Annotated in this window: 16 protein-coding genes; 4 read left to right on the top strand and 12 right to left on the bottom strand. The window is 72.1% G+C overall.

Annotated features, from left to right (window positions below; translation table 11 throughout):
- The first annotated feature begins 10 nt into the window (after window positions 1-10).
- Both OVA02_RS09070 and OVA02_RS09065 read left to right on the top strand, forming a co-directional pair.
- Window positions 11-1,867 carry a DEAD/DEAH box helicase gene (locus OVA02_RS09070; RefSeq protein ID WP_267658025.1) on the top strand — a complete coding sequence of 619 codons (1,857 nt, stop codon included), beginning with the start codon at window positions 11-13 and terminating at the stop codon, window positions 1,865-1,867.
- A gap of 18 nt (window positions 1,868-1,885) precedes the next feature.
- Window positions 1,886-2,140, top strand: a complete 255-nt coding sequence (locus OVA02_RS09065) for a hypothetical protein (RefSeq protein WP_056045153.1) — start codon at window positions 1,886-1,888, stop codon at window positions 2,138-2,140.
- Here the strand turns inward: OVA02_RS09065 and OVA02_RS09060 are convergent.
- From OVA02_RS09060 to OVA02_RS09010, 11 genes are all read right to left on the bottom strand, one after another.
- Complete coding sequence (locus OVA02_RS09060; protein WP_267658024.1) at window positions 2,089-2,655, bottom strand: hypothetical protein; 567 nt, start codon at window positions 2,653-2,655, stop codon at window positions 2,089-2,091. The two genes, OVA02_RS09065 and OVA02_RS09060, sit on opposite strands and share 52 nt — an antisense overlap.
- A 91-nt stretch (window positions 2,656-2,746) precedes the next feature.
- Window positions 2,747-3,187, bottom strand: coding sequence for an adenylyltransferase/cytidyltransferase family protein (locus OVA02_RS09055; protein WP_056047412.1), 441 nt, complete (start codon window positions 3,185-3,187; stop codon window positions 2,747-2,749).
- 146 nt (window positions 3,188-3,333) lie between these two features.
- Window positions 3,334-4,782, bottom strand: a complete 1,449-nt coding sequence (locus OVA02_RS09050; protein ID WP_158612830.1) for a hypothetical protein — start codon at window positions 4,780-4,782, stop codon at window positions 3,334-3,336.
- Window positions 4,779-5,576 (bottom strand): CDP-alcohol phosphatidyltransferase family protein, encoded by a 798-nt coding sequence (locus OVA02_RS09045; RefSeq protein WP_233568318.1) that lies wholly within the window; start codon window positions 5,574-5,576, stop codon window positions 4,779-4,781. Before OVA02_RS09045 ends, OVA02_RS09050 begins: the two co-directional genes overlap by 4 nt.
- Window positions 5,573-6,835 (bottom strand): glycosyltransferase family 4 protein, encoded by a 1,263-nt coding sequence (locus tag OVA02_RS09040; RefSeq protein WP_056045142.1) that lies wholly within the window; start codon window positions 6,833-6,835, stop codon window positions 5,573-5,575. The genes OVA02_RS09045 and OVA02_RS09040 overlap by 4 nt, the downstream gene beginning before the upstream one ends.
- 77 nt (window positions 6,836-6,912) lie before the next feature.
- On the bottom strand, window positions 6,913-8,484 hold the full coding sequence (locus OVA02_RS09035) for a sugar transferase (RefSeq protein WP_056045139.1): 1,572 nt from the start codon (window positions 8,482-8,484) through the stop codon (window positions 6,913-6,915).
- 695 nt (window positions 8,485-9,179) lie between these two features.
- A complete protein-coding gene (locus OVA02_RS09030) occupies window positions 9,180-10,193 on the bottom strand; it encodes a glycine betaine ABC transporter substrate-binding protein (RefSeq protein ID WP_056045137.1) in 1,014 nt (337 codons plus the stop codon).
- Window positions 10,190-10,960 (bottom strand): ABC transporter permease, encoded by a 771-nt coding sequence (locus OVA02_RS09025; protein ID WP_192123966.1) that lies wholly within the window; start codon window positions 10,958-10,960, stop codon window positions 10,190-10,192. Before OVA02_RS09025 ends, OVA02_RS09030 begins: the two co-directional genes overlap by 4 nt.
- Before the next feature lie 14 nt (window positions 10,961-10,974).
- Complete coding sequence (locus OVA02_RS09020) at window positions 10,975-12,237, bottom strand: ABC transporter ATP-binding protein (protein ID WP_056045134.1); 1,263 nt, start codon at window positions 12,235-12,237, stop codon at window positions 10,975-10,977.
- Window positions 12,224-12,874, bottom strand: coding sequence for an ABC transporter permease (locus tag OVA02_RS09015; RefSeq protein WP_233568317.1), 651 nt, complete (start codon window positions 12,872-12,874; stop codon window positions 12,224-12,226). The genes OVA02_RS09020 and OVA02_RS09015 overlap by 14 nt, the downstream gene beginning before the upstream one ends.
- Window positions 12,875-13,116: 242 nt before the next feature.
- Window positions 13,117-14,505 carry an LLM class flavin-dependent oxidoreductase gene (locus OVA02_RS09010; protein WP_192123667.1) on the bottom strand — a complete coding sequence of 463 codons (1,389 nt, stop codon included), beginning with the start codon at window positions 14,503-14,505 and terminating at the stop codon, window positions 13,117-13,119.
- Between the two features lie 82 nt (window positions 14,506-14,587).
- Here OVA02_RS09010 and OVA02_RS09005 point away from each other — a divergent pair, with 82 nt between their 5' ends.
- Entirely contained in the window at window positions 14,588-15,799 is a 1,212-nt protein-coding gene (locus tag OVA02_RS09005; RefSeq protein WP_267658021.1) for an MFS transporter, read from the top strand.
- Here OVA02_RS09005 and OVA02_RS09000 read toward each other — a convergent pair whose 3' ends face one another.
- Window positions 15,800-17,257 (bottom strand): MFS transporter, encoded by a 1,458-nt coding sequence (locus OVA02_RS09000; RefSeq protein WP_267658019.1) that lies wholly within the window; start codon window positions 17,255-17,257, stop codon window positions 15,800-15,802. It lies immediately after the preceding gene.
- 80 nt (window positions 17,258-17,337) lie between these two features.
- Here OVA02_RS09000 and OVA02_RS08995 point away from each other — a divergent pair, with 80 nt between their 5' ends.
- Window positions 17,338-17,910, top strand: a complete 573-nt coding sequence (locus OVA02_RS08995) for a TetR/AcrR family transcriptional regulator (protein WP_192123668.1) — start codon at window positions 17,338-17,340, stop codon at window positions 17,908-17,910.
- Window positions 17,911-17,962: the final 52 nt, after the last annotated feature.

Here is a 17,962-nt window from a genome sequence, read left to right as displayed (position 1 = left end):
CTCGGTTCGAGTGAGCACCGCCAACGCATCCGACCCCGCCGGGGGTGAGCAGCACCTCGACGGCCTCTCGTCCGAACCTCTCGACGTCGGCGTCTCGGCAGGCAACTCGGCCGCCGAACACCTCTCGCCCGCATTCCCCGAGCGGGCCGCCTGGGGCACCGCCAGCAAGTTGCGCGCGTGGCAGGCCGACGCCCTCGAGCTCTACTTCTCGACGCTGCCGAGGGACTTCCTCGCGGCGGCCACACCGGGCGCCGGCAAGACGACGTTCGCCCTCCGCCTCGCCACCGAACTCCTGTCCCGCGGCGAGGTCGACCGCGTCGTGGTCGTCGCCCCCACCGAGCACCTGAAGCGCCAGTGGGCCGACGCCGCCGACCGGGTCAACCTCCGCCTCGATCCGATGTTCAAGAACGCCGACGGCACCTTCGGGCGCCACTACCACGGCATCGCCGTCACCTACGCCCAGGTCGGCATGAAGCCCGAGGTGCACAAGGCCATCACGACGGCCGGTCGAACCCTCGTCATCCTCGACGAGGTGCACCACGGCGGCGACGCGCTCAGTTGGGGCGACGGCATCCGGGAGGCCTACACCGGGGCCACCCGCCGTCTCTCGCTGACGGGCACCCCGTTCCGGTCCGACACGGCTCCGATCCCGTTCGTGCAGTACGCCCCGGACGAGCACGGCATCCGCACCTCGAGGGCCGACTACTCCTACGGCTACGGCCGTGCCCTCGCCGACGGGGTGGTGCGACCCGTCCTCTTCATGGCGTACGCCGGCCAGATGCGCTGGCGCACCCGGATGGGCGACGAGATGAGCGCGTCCCTCGGCGAAGCCGTGACGAAAGACATCACGGCCCAGGCCTGGCGTACGGCGCTGTCGCCGCAGGGCGACTGGATCCCGGCCGTGCTCTCGGCGGCCGACAAGCGCCTCACCGAGGTGCGCCGGGGCGTGCCCGACGCGGGGGGTCTCGTCATCGCCACCGACCACACCGCGGCTCGGCAGTACGCAGCCGTGTTGCAGAAGCTCACGGGTGAACGCCCCACCGTCGTCCTGAGCGACGAGAAGGCCGCCTCCGACCGCATCCAGGCCTTCTCCGACGGCGACAGCCGCTGGATGGTCGCGGTCCGGATGGTCTCCGAGGGCGTCGACGTCCCGCGTCTCGCCGTCGGCGTGTACGCCACCTCGGCTTCGACGCCGCTCTTCTTCGCCCAGGTCGTGGGACGGTTCGTCCGAGCCCGCCGACGGGGCGAGACCGCGTCGATCTTCCTGCCGAGCGTGCCCAGCCTGATGGCCCTGGCCAACCAGCTCGAACTGCAGCGCGACCACGCGCTCGACCGACCCACCGACGCCGACGACGGCCTGTTCGCCCCCGAAGAAGACATGATGGCCGCGGCCAACCGCGACGAGAAGGCGTCGAGCCTCCTCGAGCAGCAACCGTTCGAGGCCCTGGACTCGCAGGCCTCGTTCGACCGGGTGCTCTACGACGGCGGCGAGTTCGGCACCGGAGGCGAGATCGGCAGCCTCGAAGAACTCGACTTCATCGGCATCCCCGGTCTGCTCGAGCCCGACCAGGTCCGCGACCTGCTGCGGCAGCGGCAGGCCACCCAGGGACGACGGGCTCCGAAGACCGGGTTGCCCACGACCGCTCCGGTCGACGAGGCCCGACCCCTCTACCAGACCATCAAAGAGCAGCGGCAAGAGCTCAGCCGGCTCGTGTCGATCTGGTCGCGGCACTCGAACGAACCGCACGGGCTGATCCACGCAGACCTCAGGCGCATCAGCGGGGGCCCGTCCGTCGCTCAGGCCAGCACCGAACAGATCCAGAAGCGAATCGACGTGTTGCGCGGCCGCCTCGGCCAGCGCGCCTGACCCGGGTACGATCGACCGATGCTCGACGAGAACGTCCCCGACCGGTGGACCGTGCGCGCCGACCCCGAGGGGGCACCCGAGGCGGTCGTCGAGCGCTTCGGCGGCGGCTACCGACTGAGCCGGTGGAGCCCGACCGACGCCGAGCCGGCCCGCCTGGGCGTCTACACGTCCCCCGAGCTCGCCGAGACCGCCTGGTGGAGACTCGTCGACCGCGAGCGGGGTCAGGGCAGGCGGACGATGTCGACCAGGCGGACGGGCCTCGAGGACGCCTGAGGGAGGCCGTTCGGGGCCTGGCGCACCCTGGTGCCCCCGCTCGGGACGAGCGCCGAGACACCCTCGTCGCCGCACAGCAGCACCGGTCGGACCTCGAAGGGCCGTCCTCGCCCGAGCGCCCGGAGGCCGTCACCCCACCGGCGGTCCGAGGGACGGGGCGACGCGGCGCCGACCCTCTCGAGGACGAACGCCACGGTCGTGGCGCCGAACTCGGTGGCGACGGCGGCCAGGGCATCGCCGTAGTGGTCGAGGGCGGCGGTGTCGGGCACCTCGGGGATGCCCTCGAGGGGCACCATGAGGGGGAGGGGGACGTCGTCGTCGTCGAAGAACAACGTCCAGAGCTGGCGACGCACCGCCGACGGGACGATGGCCTCGACGTGGCGGACGAGGTCGTCGACGTCCTGGACGGGGGCGTGCGGATCGGGGACGCATCCGGGATCGGACGTGGCGAAGGCTGCGACCGGGTCGGCGGGAGGGCGGTCGAGGGTGGTGTCGAGGACCGAGGTGAGTGTCATGGGTCGAGCATCTCGGGCCGCCACCGCTCCCGGACGGTTCTCCCCAGCCGCATCGATCGACGAGGATCGACGCGGGGCTGGGGAGGACCGATCAGCCCTGGAGTCGCACGGAGTCGCCGACGGCGACCGTCTCGCCGCCCTGGCCCGGCGCCCCGGACAGTGCCCGGAGCGCCCTGCGGAGCACCGTGCTGGACGTGCTCATGGTGTACGGGAAGTAGACGACCTCGACCCCGACCGCCCCGAACTCTCGCTCGAGCCGGAGGCCCTTCTCGGTGCCCCGCCAGTCGTCGCCCTTGAAGAAGACGTCGAAGCGGAGCTCGCGCCAGACGTCCATCTTGTCGGGCACGGTCTCGGCGTGGACGCCGTCCACGACGTCGATGTGGCGGACGATCTCGAGCCGTTCGGCGAGCGGGACGACGGGGGAGATGCCCTTGGTCACCTGCAACATCTCGTCGGACACGACGCCGGCGATGAGGTGGTCGCACTGCGCGGACGCGTGCCGCAGCAGGTTCAGGTGGCCGATGTGGAACAGGTCGAAGGCGCCGGCCGCGTAGCCGACCCGGCCCGCGCCTCCTCGTCCGCTCCCGCCGTCGACGGGGTCGAGGGCGAGGCCGGTGGCGGGGGTGGGGATGACGTCCACGGGTGTGGTCCTCTCATCGGGATGGTGCTCGGAGGTGCTCACGACAGGGCACCGGGCCGGCGTCGGAGGCGGGGGAGGTCCTGCAGCGGGCGGGCGGCGCCCGCGTGGTCCACGAGGTCGGCGATGCTGAACGAGGGCGCGGGTTCCTCGACGGGGTGACGGACGTCGTCGTCGAGCCAGGTGGCACGCACCAGGACCCGGCGCCACGGGGGCACCCCGGTCAGCACGACGCCCACGGGTTGCACGTCCAGGCTGACGAGCTCGGCGCTCAGGCTCCGGAGGGACTCGACAGTCGTGACCCCGGACCGGACGACCAGCAGCACGCCGTCCACCTCGTCGGTCACGCTGCGCAGCGCGAGCGGATGCGAGTCGCTGGAGGCCTGGACGACGGAGACGTCGTAGTCCTCGCGCAGGGCGGCGAAGAAGGCGTGGGTTCCCGAACGGACCAGGTGACGGGACGACGCGACGACCCCGTCGGACACCGGCACGCGGTCGTAGCCGTGCCGATCGGCCTCGACCTCCTCGGGCACGGCGCCCACGGGCACCGTCGAGGGACGGGACAGCGTGCGGGTGTCGAAGTCGGACTGGACCAGGGCGCACGTGGCGCCGAGCTCGACGACGGCGCGCGCGAGGCCGCCGTCGACGCCGACCGCCTCGCGGACCGAGTCCGTCCGGGCCAGCAGGAGCGTGGCGGGCAGCGAGCCACCCCGGAGGGCCCTCGTGTTCTGCACGACCTCGCGCAGGGCCGTGCGGGTCCGGGCGGACGAGGCTCCGGTCACCGGGTCGTCGCCCTGCCGGAGGGCCCCCGGGAGCTGTCCCACGACCGGCAGCCCCGTGATGCGGCGCACGTCGTCGACCGTGTCGACCGTGGGCCGGGCACGGGCCAGGACGAGCGCGCCGGCGAGACCGACCGCCAGGCCGGCGAGGAGACCCGAGAGGACCGTCAGCGCGAGGCCCGGCTCGTCGGGCGTCGTCGGGACGGCCGCGGGGGAGGTGAGGTCGAGCGCGACGGTCTGACCGTCCGACCCGGCGTCCGATTCGGCGCGATCCACGACCGCCGAGAGGCTCTCGGCGACGTCGTCGGCGAGCGAGGCGGCCCCGTCGGGCGTTCCGGCCGTCGTCTGCACGCGGAGGACCGCGGTGCCGTCCGGGTTGACCACCGAGACCCGCTCGGCGAGCTCGTCGACGGGCAGGCCGAGGTCGGCCGCGACCGGTCCGAGGACTTCCGGGCTCGTGCCGAGCTCGGCGTAGGACGCCACGCGCTGCTGGGCGAACTGACCGCGGGCCGCGAGGCCCGAGCCCGGGGACTCGACCCGGACGAGGAGCGTCGCCTCGGCGCGCCAGTCGGCCGGAGCGAGCTGCGATGCGCCGACGCCCGCGGCCACCCCGAGGAGCGCCGCCACGCCGATGAGCGCGGCATGGCGCGAGACGGCGCGACCGAGACCCCCCGCGACGGCACGACGGACCGGGGCGACCTCGTGCCTCACGACCTCGAACCGATCGACGGGGGAGTCAGGGACTTCAGCTCGCGGAACCACTTCGGCAGGGCGAGGACGAGGTAGCCGGCGTTCGCGACGAGGAGCGCCAGGTAGACGACGGTGAACGCCGGCGGCCAGGCCAACAAGACGAACGCGAGGCACATCAGGCCGTAGTCCGTCGGGACGACCGCCAGCGAGTAGAGCAGTCCCGTGCGACGTCCGACGGGCGCGGCGACGCCGGTCCGGGCCGCCTCCGCCCGGCGGAGCTGGTCGGTCAGGACGATGGCGAAGAACGCCACCGTCGCCACGACCTGGTAGACGAGCGGCGCGGCCAGCAGGGCTTCGCGACCCTCCGGTTCACGGAGCCACGACGCGAAGACCGCCAGGTGCAGCACCGCGATCTTGGTCGCGTCGATGACGTGGTCGAGCCACTCGCCCGCGGGGCTGCCGCCGCCCCGGAGGCGCGCGACCTGTCCGTCGGCCGAGTCGAGGGCGTAACCCACGACGAGCAGCAGGACGACGGCCAGGGCCGTCCCGATGCCGGACGGCGCGAAGGCGAGGACCGCGATGCCGGCGAAGGTGCACGCGGCGCTGAGCGCCGTGACCTGGTTCGGCGTGGCACCCACGGTGTAGGCCACCGCGGCGGCCCATCGACCGAGTCGGCGGTTGACGAAGCGCGAATAGGCGGGCGCACCCGTGGACGGCTTCTGGGCCGACGCGAGCGCGGCGAGGGCGGGACGCACGGCGCGGGGCACGGCGGGCCGGGCCGAGGTCGCCTCGGCGGTCGCGGGGGCGTCGGTCACGAGGCCACCGCCAGGGAGTCGACGTCGGCCGTGTGCAGCTCGCGGGTGACGACCGCGCCGATGCGGCGACGCATGCGTTCCGGTGTGAACCGCTGGAGGTAGGCCTCGCGGGCGTGGCGCCCGGCGACGGCCAGGGTGGAGACGTCCATCGACGCCAGGATCTCGGTCAGGCCGTCGACGTCGCGACGGTCGAAGAGCCAGCCCGTGTGACCCTCGTCGACGACTTCTTCCGGGCCGCCGGAGCGGCTGGCGATGACGGGACGCCCCTGGCTGAACGCCTCGAGCGTGACGAGTCCGAAGCCCTCGAGGGTATCGGTCGGCAGGATGACCGCGTCGGCGTCGCGGAGGTAGGGCGACGCGTCGTCGACCTCTCCCACGACGGTGACGGTCTCGGGTCGCGAGACGATCGCCGCGACCAGACCGGGCACGTCGACGGAGGAGCCGACGGCCGGCGGGCCGCCCAGGATGACGAGCTGCCCGGGGCAGCCTGCCGCGTTCCAGGCCGTCAGGAGCGTCGCGTGGCCCTTGTGGCCGTTCCAGCGACTCGCGACCACGTACTGGGGCGCGCGACCCTCGGCACGGTCGGTGACGGCGATCGAGCGGTCCGACACGCCGTTGTGGACCACGACGGCGCGCGAGTCCTCCGAGAGGCCGGACGAGTCGAGCACCGACCGCGACACGGCGACCAACGAGGTGCAGGCGCGGGCCAGGGGACGGAGGCCTCGACGGTCCCCGTCGCTCCAGGGCTCCTGCAGGTGCCCCACGACGCGGCGGACGCCCATGGCCCGGGCGACGGGCGCGACGATCAGGCAGGCGCTCGTGGCGCAGTAGACGAGGTCGAAGTGGCGCCCGGACAGTCTCAGCGCCGTGCGCGCCGCGTCGCGGGCCAGGCGGACGAGTCCGAGCGGTCCGAGCCGGGTCCGGCGCAGGATCGGGAGGGGCGTGCGCTCGACGCGCGCCCCGAGCTCGCGCAGCCTCGGCCCCAGGGGCCCGACGGACACGTCGGAGGGCAGCCAGACCGTCACGTCGAGGTCGTCGCGGGCGGCGAGCTCACCGACCACCTCGAGGACGATCCGGTCCGAGCCGTACATCTCGTCGGACGAGTGCACCAGCAGCACCCGGCTGCGCCGCGATCCCCTCCGGCGGCGGGGGAGTTCGGGCAGGTCGACGCCCGTCCGGGCGTCCTCCCGCAGGATCGGTGCGGCGGTCGTCGCCGGTGCGGACTCGCGGTCCCGGTAGTGCCTGATGTCGACGGACATGCTCTCTCCCCTGTCGTCGTGAGCGTGGTCCGGGCCCGTGAACGGCCCGCGGTGGTCTCGGATGCTGCTGGTGGGGGTCAATACGCTCCCCGGTGCTCGAAGAGGACCCGGACGGTGCGCCACATGATGACGAAGTCGACCGTCAGCGACCAGTTCTCGACGTAGTAGAGGTCGAGGCGGACGCTCTCCTCCCAGCTGAGGTCGCTGCGTCCGTTCACCTGCCACATGCCCGTGAGTCCGGGCTTGATGTACAGGCGTCGGTGGACGTGGTCCTCGTACCCCTCGACCTCGCGAGGGAGGGGCGGCCGGGGCCCGACGACGCTCATGTCGCCTCGGACGATGTTCCACAGTTGGGGCAGCTCGTCGAGCGACCACCGACGGAGGACGGCACCCACGCGGGTGACCCGCGGGTCGGACTTCATCTTGAAGAGCAGGCCGGCTCCCTCGTCCGCCTGCGCGAGGCCGGCGAGCCGACTCTCGGCGTCGACGACCATGGAGCGGAACTTCAGCATCTCGAAGGTGCGCCCGTCACGGCCGACCCTGCGCTGACGGAACAGCACCGGGCCGGGACCGTCGAGCCGCACCGCGAGGGCGACGACGGCGAACACCGGCGCGAGGACGACGAGCGCGGCGGACGCCAGTGCGAGGTCGGACAGACGCTTGAGGGCGTGTCGCGGGCCGTCGAACTGCGGCAGCTCGACGTGCATGAGGGGGAGACCCTCGACCGGGCGGTAGTGGATGCGGGGCCCGGCGACGTTCGTCAGTCGCGAGGCGATGACGAGCTCCGTCGCTCGTCCTTCGAGCGACCATCCGAGGTCGCGCAGGTACTCCCGGCCACGACCCGGTTCGCCGGCGACGATCACGCTCTCGGCGCCCAGGCGCCAGACCGCACGCGGGACGCCGTCGAGGTCCGCCACCACGGGGACGGTGCGGCCTCCGACCACGATGCCCCTCGGGTCGGCGTCCGGGACGGCCGCCCCGACGACGTCGTACACGGCACCGCTCGTCTTGTCGATGCGACGGACGACGTCGGCGATGTCGTCGCGCGATCCCACGATGACGGCTCTCGACAGGTAGTGGCCCTTGGCCCGCTGGCGTTCGAGCCAGCGCCGCATGGTCCACCGGCCGACGACCAGGCCGGCACCGCCGACGGGCAGCGCCACCAGGAAGTAGCCCTCGCCGCCGATGTGGCCGACCGAGGCGAACCCGATCGCCACGACGGCGAAGGCCCAGACGCTCGCCGTGAGGAGGCGCTTGTACTCGACGACGCCGCTGCCGACGACCGCGAGGTCGCGGGTGCGGTGCAGCGTGAGGCAGAAGGTCCAGACCAGCCCGACGACGACGGGGAGCACGGGAGAACCCACCGACTCGATCAGGGTGGACGCGTCCGAGCCCCGACCGGCGGCGATGGCCCTCGCGGCGTCCACCACGACGGCACCGACGATGCTCAGGGTCAGGACGGCCGTGTCGACGAGGCGGAGCCGGCGCCGGTAGCGGCGAGCCCAGGCGGCGCCGGACTCGGCGTCGTGCGTCGCGGCGGGCGCCGCGAGGGGGCCGTCCGACTCGGTCAGGTCGAACGGGGGATCGATCCGTCGGGGTGACGACGGTCCGACCAGGAGTGAGCGGAGTTCGCTCTGCGTGCTGGACATCGGGTCTCGGGTTCGGGTAGGCGACGGCACGCCCACGTCGGTGGTGACGACGGGGGCGGTGGCGGGCGGTCGATCGAGGTTCGGGTTCGATCGACCGCCCAGGCGTCGCGCCGGAGCACGGACGTCACGATGGTGCGCGACGTCGGCCGGGCGGCGACGGGCGCGCCGGGCAGCGGGTCTGCTCGACGCACGATTCGGGTCGGTGCGGTGACGGGAGCAGATGCTCCCGGTGGAGAGGGTCGGGTTTCTCGGTTCCTGGCGATTTCGGGTCGACCAGGAGGATGCTGTGACTCTAGTTCGGGGGGCACCCGCCACAGGAGTCTAACAAGACCCCCCGTTCGGGGGCGATCGTGTCCCCCCTGTTGCCGACACCCGAACGGGTGACCCTCGGACCCCGCGATGTCACCCGTGCGGGGATGACAAGAAGCCGTGAAAAGCGCGGCCATGGCGCGTCCCGTTCCAGGCGGGCGGTGGCGCGCGGCGCGTGACACGCAAAAGACCTGTTCAGGCCGGTGACACCACGTCCGGACCGACGGTCGACACGCCGCCGTCCGCGCCGTTCACCACCCCGACAGGTGTCGTTCATCTCCCGTCACCCCCGGTGTGTGGGGCGCAGGTGGGGTACAGACGGACAGCGCCCCCCGGCCCTTCGGCCGGGGGGCGCATCACCCGTCACAATCACCCTCGTCCGCGTGTCACGGACGGGTGACGAATCCCTGCTCGACCATCCAGTCGAAGGCCACGTCGGCGGGCTCTTCACCCTCGACGTCGACCGCCAGGTTGAGTCGTCGCATCTCGGTGTCCGTGAGGGCCGGCGAGATCTCGTCGTACACCTCGGCCAGCTGCGGGTACTCCTGGAGGGTGGCCGTCGAGAGGACGGGTGCCGCGTTGTAGGCGGGGAAGAAGCCCTGGTCGTCCTCCAGCACGTCGAGGTCGAGCGAGTCGATCCGGCCGTCCGTGGTGAAGACCTCGCCGAAGTTGCAGCTGCCCCGGTCGGTCGCGGTGTAGACCGTGCCCGTGTCCAGGATGCTCACGTTGCTCGTCGGCACGCCGTCGGCGGCGCCGAGTTCGAGCCCGTACGCCGCGAGCATGGGCGCGAACCCGTCGGCCCTCGAGTTGAACTCGGCCTCGACGCAGAAGGTGCGCTGCTCGACGGGCAGGTCGGCGATCTGGGAGAGCGACGTGATGTCGCCGAGCTCGGGAACGGCCTCGGCCCGGACCGCCATGGCGTAGGTGTTGTTGAGGGGCGCCGGCTCGAGCCAGGTCAGGCCGTTGTCGGCGTCCGCGTCGCGGACGGCCTCGTACTGCTCCTGCTGGTCGGGGATGCCCTCCGCCTCGGCGAGATAGGTCAGCCAGGCGGTGCCGGTGTACTCGTAGGTCATGTCGGCCGTCCCGTCGAGCATCAGCTGTCGCACCGCCACCGACCCGGGCACGTTCGTCATGTCGGTCACCTCGAAGCCCGCGGCCTGCGCGGCGAGCACGGCGATCTTCCCGAGGATCAACTGCTCGGTGAAGTTCTTCGCCGTCACGGTGATCGCCGCGTCGTCGGGCAACCCCTCGACGGCTCGGATCGAGCCGGGCGCCACAGCGGGCACGAACGCCGTCGCCGGTTGCAGGCCGCACCCGGTCAGGGCGAGCGTCGCGGCGCCGATCACGGCGAGGGACGAGGAGGCGCGACGCAGTCGTCGGGGGAGGCGGGAGACGGTCATGCGCGGAGTCCCTTCGGACGGGCGACGTACTCGACCACACGGCCCAGCCAGTCGATCAAGAGGGCGAGCAGGGCGATGAGCAGGGCCCCGGAGACGAGGACCCGCGGCAGGAACAGGTTGACCCCGGTGGTGATCAGCAGCCCCAGGCCGCCGGCACCGATGAACGTGGCGAGGGCCGCCGACCCCACGAGCAGCACGAGGGCCGTGCGGATGCCGGAGAGCATCACGGGGACGGCCAGCGGCAGCTCGACCTTGAGCAGGACGGACGACGCGCTCATCCCCATGCCCCGACCGGCCTCGACGAGGCGGGCGTCGACGCTCTGCAGTCCGATCATGGTGTTGCGCAGCACCGGAAGTGCCGCGTACAGCACGAGGGCGACCACCGCAGCCCAGAAGGTGAAGCCGAGCCAGAACGCGAGCAGCACGATGAGTCCGATGGCCGGCGCGGCCTGGCCGAAGTTCGCGAGGACCAGGACGGGACCGCTGATGCGCACGAACGGCCGCCGGGTGAGCAGCACGCCGAGGGGGATGGCGAGGACGAGGACGATCGCCGCGGAGACGAAGGTCAACGCCAGGTGCTCGCCCGTGTAGGCCAGCAGGTCGGAGGGGTTGAGGGTGGTCCGTTCGGCCGTCGTCAGGTCGGCCGTGGTCAACCACGCGACGAATGCCGCGAACACGGCGAACACGGCCACGGGTTGCACGAGCAGTCCGAGCCACGCCGGGCGGGGCCCCCGCCGGCCGGACGAGCGTCCGTCGACCGAGGCCAGGGCGACCGAGGCGGTCACGCCGCGTCCTTCTCGTCGACGGGGGCTCCCGGCACGACGTCGAAGGAGCCCGTGTTGGTGCCCACCGGAGCGTCGTGGTGGGCCTCGGCGGCCGACGCGCGCGCCCGCGTGATGGCCTCCATGACGACCTCGACCGTGATGACGCCGATGAAGGCGTCGCGTCGACCGGTGACGAGGGCCGCACCCGCACTCGAGACGAGCATCGTGTCCAGGGCGTCGTTGAGGGTGGCGCCGCTGCCGATGACCGGCAGGTCGGCGTCGGGTGACGAGCCCAGCACGTCGAGACGGCCGAGCTGGCGGCGCGAGGGCCACGAGACGGGGCGTTCCCGGTCGTCCACGACGACCGCGTGGCCGTGACCGGCCGCCTCGACCCGGGCGAGGACGTCGGCGGCCGAGTCGCCCGCTCGGGCGACGACGGCCTCGGCGAGGTCGACGTCACGGACGCGCGTCAGCGTCAGCTGCTTGAGGCCGGCCCCCGACCCGATGAAGTTCTCGACGAACTCGTTCGCCGGCTCGGCGAGGATGCGCTCCGGGGTGTCGTACTGCACGATGTGCGCGCCCTCGGAGAAGATGACGATCCAGTCGCCGAGCTTCACGGCCTCGTCGAAGTCGTGGGTGACGATGACGATGGTCTTCTGCAGCTCGTGCTGGATGTTGATCAGCTCGTCCTGCAGGCGCTGGCGGGTGATGGGGTCGACGGCACCGAAGGGCTCGTCCATCAGCAACACGGGCGGGTCCGCCGCCAGTGCCCGCGCGACGCCGACGCGCTGCTGCTGACCACCCGAGAGCTCACGCGGGTAACGGTCGCGGTACGTGGCCGGATCGAGCGACACGAGTTCGAGCAGCTCGTCGACGCGGGCGGCGATGCGCTCCTTCGACCAACCGAGCATCTTCGGGACGATGGCGATGTTCGCCCCGACGGTCATGTGCGGGAACAACCCGCCGGCCTGGATCACGTAGCCGATGCGGCGGCGCAACTCGTCGCCGTCGATCGAGGTGACGTCGTCGCCGTCCAGGACGATCCGCCCCTCGGTGGGCTCGATCAGCCGGTTGATCATCTTGAGGGTCGTGGTCTTGCCGCACCCCGACGGTCCGACGAGCATGACGATCTTGCCGGCCGGGATCTCGAGCGTGATGCCGTCGACGGCCGGCTCGGCCTGGCCGGGGTACCGCTTGGTGACCTGGTCGAGGGTGATGCTGCGGCCCGAGACCTCGTCCGAGGGGGACGAGGAGGCGCGGGTGGGGTCAGTTCTGGACACGGATGCCTCTCGAGATGGTCAGGCGGCCGAGGCCGACGAGGAGGAGGTCGAGGACGAGGGCGAGGAGGACCACGCCCACCACGCCCGTGACCACGGAGGCGAGCGCGTTCGCGCCGCCCAGTCGGGACAGGCCCGAGAAGATGAAGCCGCCGAGGCCCGGGCCGAGCGCGTACGCCGCGACCGCGGCGATGCCCATCACCATCTGCGCGCTGACGCGCACGCCGGTGAGGATGATCGGCCAGGCGAGGGGCATCTGGACGGTCGCCAGGGTCCGGAAGCGCCCCATGCCGATGCCGCGAGCCGACTCGACGAGCGAACCGTCGACCTCGTGGAGGCCGACGACGGCGTTCCGCAGGATCGGCAGTGCGGCGAAGAACGTGACGACGATGACCGACGGCGCGACGCCGAACCCCGCGAAGGGGATGAGCAGGCCGACCAGCGCGAACGACGGAAGGGTCAGCCCCACGGCCGACACCCCGTTGGCCAGCGCGTAGAGCGTCGGGTTGCGGTGCACCAGGGCGGCGAGGCCGACCGAGACGACGACCGCCAGGACGAGGCACTGCACCACGAGCGAGAAGTGTTGCCATGAGGCGAACCAGATCTGGCTCCACCGGTCCACCACGAAATCCCACGCCAAGCAGACCATCTCCTCTGAGCAACGACCATCAGTCCGAATCGTCGCTTCCCCGAGAGGCGACCGGCGTCCACACTAACCACGCCCCCCACGCCGCGTCATGTCGCCGACCACCCGTCCGGGAGCCCGGGAGTCGCCTGCCGTTATGAAATCCGGCAGATGAAAGCCCCGATGGGAACGGCGTGTCGACTTTCGCCGACACGCCGTTGTAACGATCCTCAGATCCTCGCCCCGCAGGGCCTCCGTCAGCCGACGCGGGCTCCGGTCGAGACCTTGTACCGCGCCCCGTGGTGCTCGTCCGGCAACCGGTCTCCGCGCCCGAACAGCTTCTGCCGCAGCGTGCCCGGTTCGTACTCGGTGGGATAGACGCCCCGCGCCTGGAGCACGGGGATCACGTGCTCGACGACGTCCTCGAACGTGCCCGGAGTGATGGCGTAGGCGAGGTTGAACCCGTCGACGTCGGTCTCGTCGACCCACTCCTGGAGCTGGTCGGCGATCTCCTCGCCGGACCCGACGATGCGGGGCCCGAGACCGCCGATCCCGGCCGCCTCGGCGATGTCGCGGATCGTCCACTCCGCGCCCGTGTCACCCGCCTGCGCCTGGAAGTTCGCGAGGGCCGACTGGATGGCGTTGCTCTCGACGTCACCCACCGGGTCGTCGAGCGAGTAGGTCGAGAGGTCGACGCCCATCCAGCCCGACATGAGCGTCAGGGCGCCCTCGTGCGAGGCGTAGCGCCGGTACTCGTCGTGCTTGGCCCGGGCGGCCTGGGGGGTGGCGTCGGTGATGATCGTCAGCAACGTGTAGATGCGCGCCGAGTAGCGGCCGCGGCCCGCGGCCTCGAGCGCGTCCCGGATCTTGCCGACCGTCGCGGCCAGGCGTTCCTTGGTCGGGGCCGCGACGAAGATCGACTCGGCGTTGCCGGCGGCGAAGCGGATGCCCCGCGGCGAGGCACCCGCCTGGTAGATCACGGGGGTGCGCTGTGGGCTGGGCTCGGCGATGTGGATGCCGGGCACCTTGTAATAGGTGCCGTCGTGCCTGATCTCGTGCACCTTGGCCGGGTCGGTGAAGACGCCGGACTCACGGTTGCGGACGACCGCGTCGTCCTCCCACGACCCCTCCCACAGCTTGTACAGGACCTCGAGGTACTCGTCGGCCTGGTCGTACCGGGTGTCGTGGTCGAGCTGGTCGTCGGCCCCCATGTTGCGGGCGGCGCTCGGCAGGTAGCCGGTGACGACGTTCCAGCCGATCCGCCCCTCCGTCAGGTGGTCGAGAGTCGACATGCGCCGGGCGAACGGGTAGGGGTGCTCGTAGGCCGTGCCGGCGGTGATGCCGAAGCCCAGGTGCTCGGTCGCGGCGGCCATGGCCGAGACGAGCAGCACCGGGTCGCCGACCGGGGTCTGGGTGCCGTTGCGCAACGCCGCGTCGTGGTTGCCGCCGTAGACGTCGTACGTGCCGAGCACGTCGGCGATGAAGAGCCCGTCGAAGACGCCCTTCTCGAGGAGGCGCGCGAGGGAGGTCCAGTAGCTCAGCTTCGTGTAGTCGGCCGAGCGGTCGTCGGGGTGCCGCCAGAGACCGGGGGACTGGTGCCCCACGCAGTTCATGTCGAAGGCGTTGAACCGGATTCGTCGAGTCATGAGGCCATCATCACGACCCGGGCCCGTGCTGTCGTCCTCGCCGACACACGAGGTCACACTCCGCGCCCCGTAGCCTGTGTCGGTGCTCCCGTTCCGCAGCCACGTCACCGACGTCGACCGCCCCCGTCTCACCCGCGATGTCTACGTCCTCGGCGTGATCGCCTTCTTCGTCATGGTCGGCTTCGGGGTGGTCGTCCCGGTCCTGCCGGTCTACGCCCGCAGCTTCGGCGTCGACCACGCCCTGGTGGGTGCCGTCCTCTCGGCCTTCGCCCTCATGCGCCTCGTGGCGAGCCCGTTCGTGGGTCGACTCATCGACCTGATGGGCGAGCGGGTCGTGCTCTCGGTGGGCATCGGCATCGTGGCGCTGTCGAGCGGACTCGCCGGGCTCGCCCAGACCTACCCGCAGCTCCTCCTGCTCCGGGGGGCGGGCGGCATCGGCTCGGCCATGTTCAGCATCGCGGCGATGACGTTGCTGCTCGGCGCGACCGACCCGTCGCTCCGGGCCCGGGCCGTCGGCTTCTACCAGGGCGGGTTCCTCGTCGGCGGCATGGCGGGTCCTGCCCTCGGCGGGCTGCTCGCGACCATCTCGTTGACGGCGCCGTTCTTCTTCTACGCGGGCACGCTCGCCGTGGCCGGCCTGGTCGGCGTCGTGCTCCTGCGCCGGGCACCGCAGCACTCCTCGACGACCGTCACCGCGCCTCCGGTGCCCCTCGGGGTCGTGCTGCGCGACGTGCGGTTCCGGACCGCGTGCGTGGCCAACTTCGCACAGGGTTGGTCGTCGCTGGGGGTGCGCAGCGCCCTCGTCCCCGTCCTCGTGGTCGAGGTACTGCGCGGACCGACGGCCTGGACGGGGTTGCTCTTCGCCGCGTCGGCGGTGGCCCAGACCATCGCGCTGGCACCGGCTGCGCGCTTCGTCGACACCGTCGGCCGTCGACCGGCCGTCATCGGCGCGTTCGCGGTGGCGGCCGTGACCCTGTTCGCGGTGTCCCTCGCCCCGGACGTCTGGACCCTCGGCGCCCTGCTCTGCGTCTACGGCGTCGCGACGGCGTTCATGGGCACCGCGCCCGCGGCACTCGTCGGCGACGCCGCGGGCGCCCGCGGTGGTCGTCCCGTCGCGATCTTCTCGATGTGCTCGGACGTGGGGGCGATCGCCGGGCCGCTCGTCGCGGGCCTGCTCGTCGACACGGTCTCGTACCCCGCGGCGTTCGGCGTCGCGGCCGTCCTGCTGGCCGTGGCGGCCGGGGCGGCGATCCGCCTGCCCCGGACCGCCACCGGCACGACGACCCCGGCCTGATCAGCCGAGGTGCACGGGCACCTCGGTGGGCAGCAGGTCCTCCTTGCGGCCGCGGATGAGGAAGAACGAGATCGGCGCGGCGAGCAGCATGGCGATCGCGGCGGCGAGGAAGGCCACCGAGTAGCCGTCGACCAGCGGACCGAGCGGCCCGCCCACCGTCGACGTCGAGGACGCGACGGCCCCCGCGTACAGGTTCGTGAAGACGGCGAGACCGATCGATCCGCCGATCTGCATCATGGCGTTCGAGGTCGCGCTGGCGGCACCGGCGTCGTGCGGCGCGACCCGGCTGAGCGCCAGGTTCTGCATGGGCACGAAGATGCCGGCGAGGCCGACGCCCATGACGAGCAGGGCCGGCAGCACCTGGACGGCGTACGAGCCGTCGGCCGTGATCTGCGTGGCGAGCCAGAGCAGCCCGGCCCCCGCGACGAGCGGCCCGACGATCATCATCGGGCGGGGGCCGACGATCGGCAGCGCCTTCGTCAGCAGGGGAGCGCAGACCATGATGACCAGCGTCATCGGCAGGCTGGCGAGCCCCGCCTCGAGCGGGCCGAAGCCGAGCACGATCTGCAGGTGGAAGGTCAGGTAGAGCAGGGCGCCGATCATGACGCTCCCGACGATCAACTGCACCAGGAAGGCACCGCCACGGACGCGGTCGGCGAGCACGCGCATCGGCAGCAGCGGGTGGTCGCTCCGTCGCTCGACGACGACGAACAGGGCGAGCAGACCGGCCCCCAGGGCGATGAAGCCGATGACGACGGCCGAGCCCCAGCCGTCCTCGGCCCGGGTGAAGCCGTAGACGAGGCTGGCGAGGCCGGCCGCGACGACGATCGTGCCGACGACGTCGAGGCGGTTCCGCCCCTCGGCCCGGCTCTCGCTCACGACGAAGGCGGCGGCGACGATGGCGACCAGCACGATCGGCACGTTGACGAGCAGGCACCAGCGCCAGCTGACGAACTCGGTCAGCACGCCGCCGAGCACGAGCCCGACGGCCGCGCCGGCGCCCGAGATGGCGCCGAAGACGGCGAAGGCGGTGTTCCGGTCGCGACCCGACGCGAAGGTGGTGGTGAGCACGGCCAGGGCCGCGGGGGCGAGCAGGGCCGCGAACACGCCCTGCAGGCCACGGGCGAGGATCAGCTCGCCACCGGTCTGCACGAGCCCGCCGAACGCGGAGGCGGCACCGAAGCCGACCATCCCGACGATGAAGGTGCGCTTACGGCCCCAGAAGTCGGCGATCCGACCACCGAGCAGCAGCAGCGCGCCGAAGGCGAGCGCGTAGGCCGTCACGACCCACTGGCGGTTCTCGTCGCTGAGGCCGAGGTCGGCCTGGGCGTCGGGCAGGGCGATGTTGACGATGGTGCCGTCGAGGACGACGACGAGTTGCGCGAGGGCGACGATGACGAGCACCCACCAACGGCGCGACGAACGCGTCTCGGTGGGGGCGGGGGCGACGGTGGTCACTGCGGTACCTGTTTCTCTGGGGGACGACGAACTACCCTACCTACTAGTTGGTTGGTTCGTAAGTCGGCTACGGTGATCCGATGCGAACCGATGCCGCCGAGACCCGTCGAGCCATCCTCGAGGCCGCGACCGCCGAGTTCTCGCGACACGGGTTGGCCGGGGCGCGCGTCGACCGCATCGCAGCCGAGGCCGGCTGCAGCAAGGAGCGCCTCTACGCGAACTTCGGTGACAAGAGGTCGCTCTTCACGACCGTCCTGAACGGCACCTTCGAGACCATGGGCGAGGCCGCGTCCCGCCCGGCCGCGAGCGTCGAGGAGTTCGCCCTCGCCGTCTTCGACCACATGCAGGCCCACCCCGACCACAACCGGCTGCTCGCCTGGGCCCGGCTCGAGGGCGAGCACGACTGGGAGGCCTCGGTGCCCACCCTGCGCTCGGTCCAGGACGCCGCCCTGTCGCAGCTCGACCGCCTTCGCGGCGACCCCGCCGTGACGGTGTCCTGGAGCAGCGACGACATCTTCGCCCTCGTCATGTCGCTCGCCTGCGCCTGGCAGAACCTGCCCGGTCTCGGCGAGGCGCATCCGGGCGTGGTGCTCGACCCCGCCCTGCAACGCGAGATCGTGCGCGAGGCCGTGCGGCGCCTCACCACGGCCTGAGCCGGGCCCCGGGCCGTTCCACCGCACCGACGACGAAGGAGGCGCGCCCCGG

Source organism: Frigoribacterium sp. SL97 (assembly GCF_026625765.1).
Classification (GTDB): domain Bacteria; phylum Actinomycetota; class Actinomycetes; order Actinomycetales; family Microbacteriaceae; genus Frigoribacterium.
The sequence above is the reverse complement of the archived record's forward strand: the minus strand, read 5'-3'. Positions and strand labels throughout refer to the sequence as shown.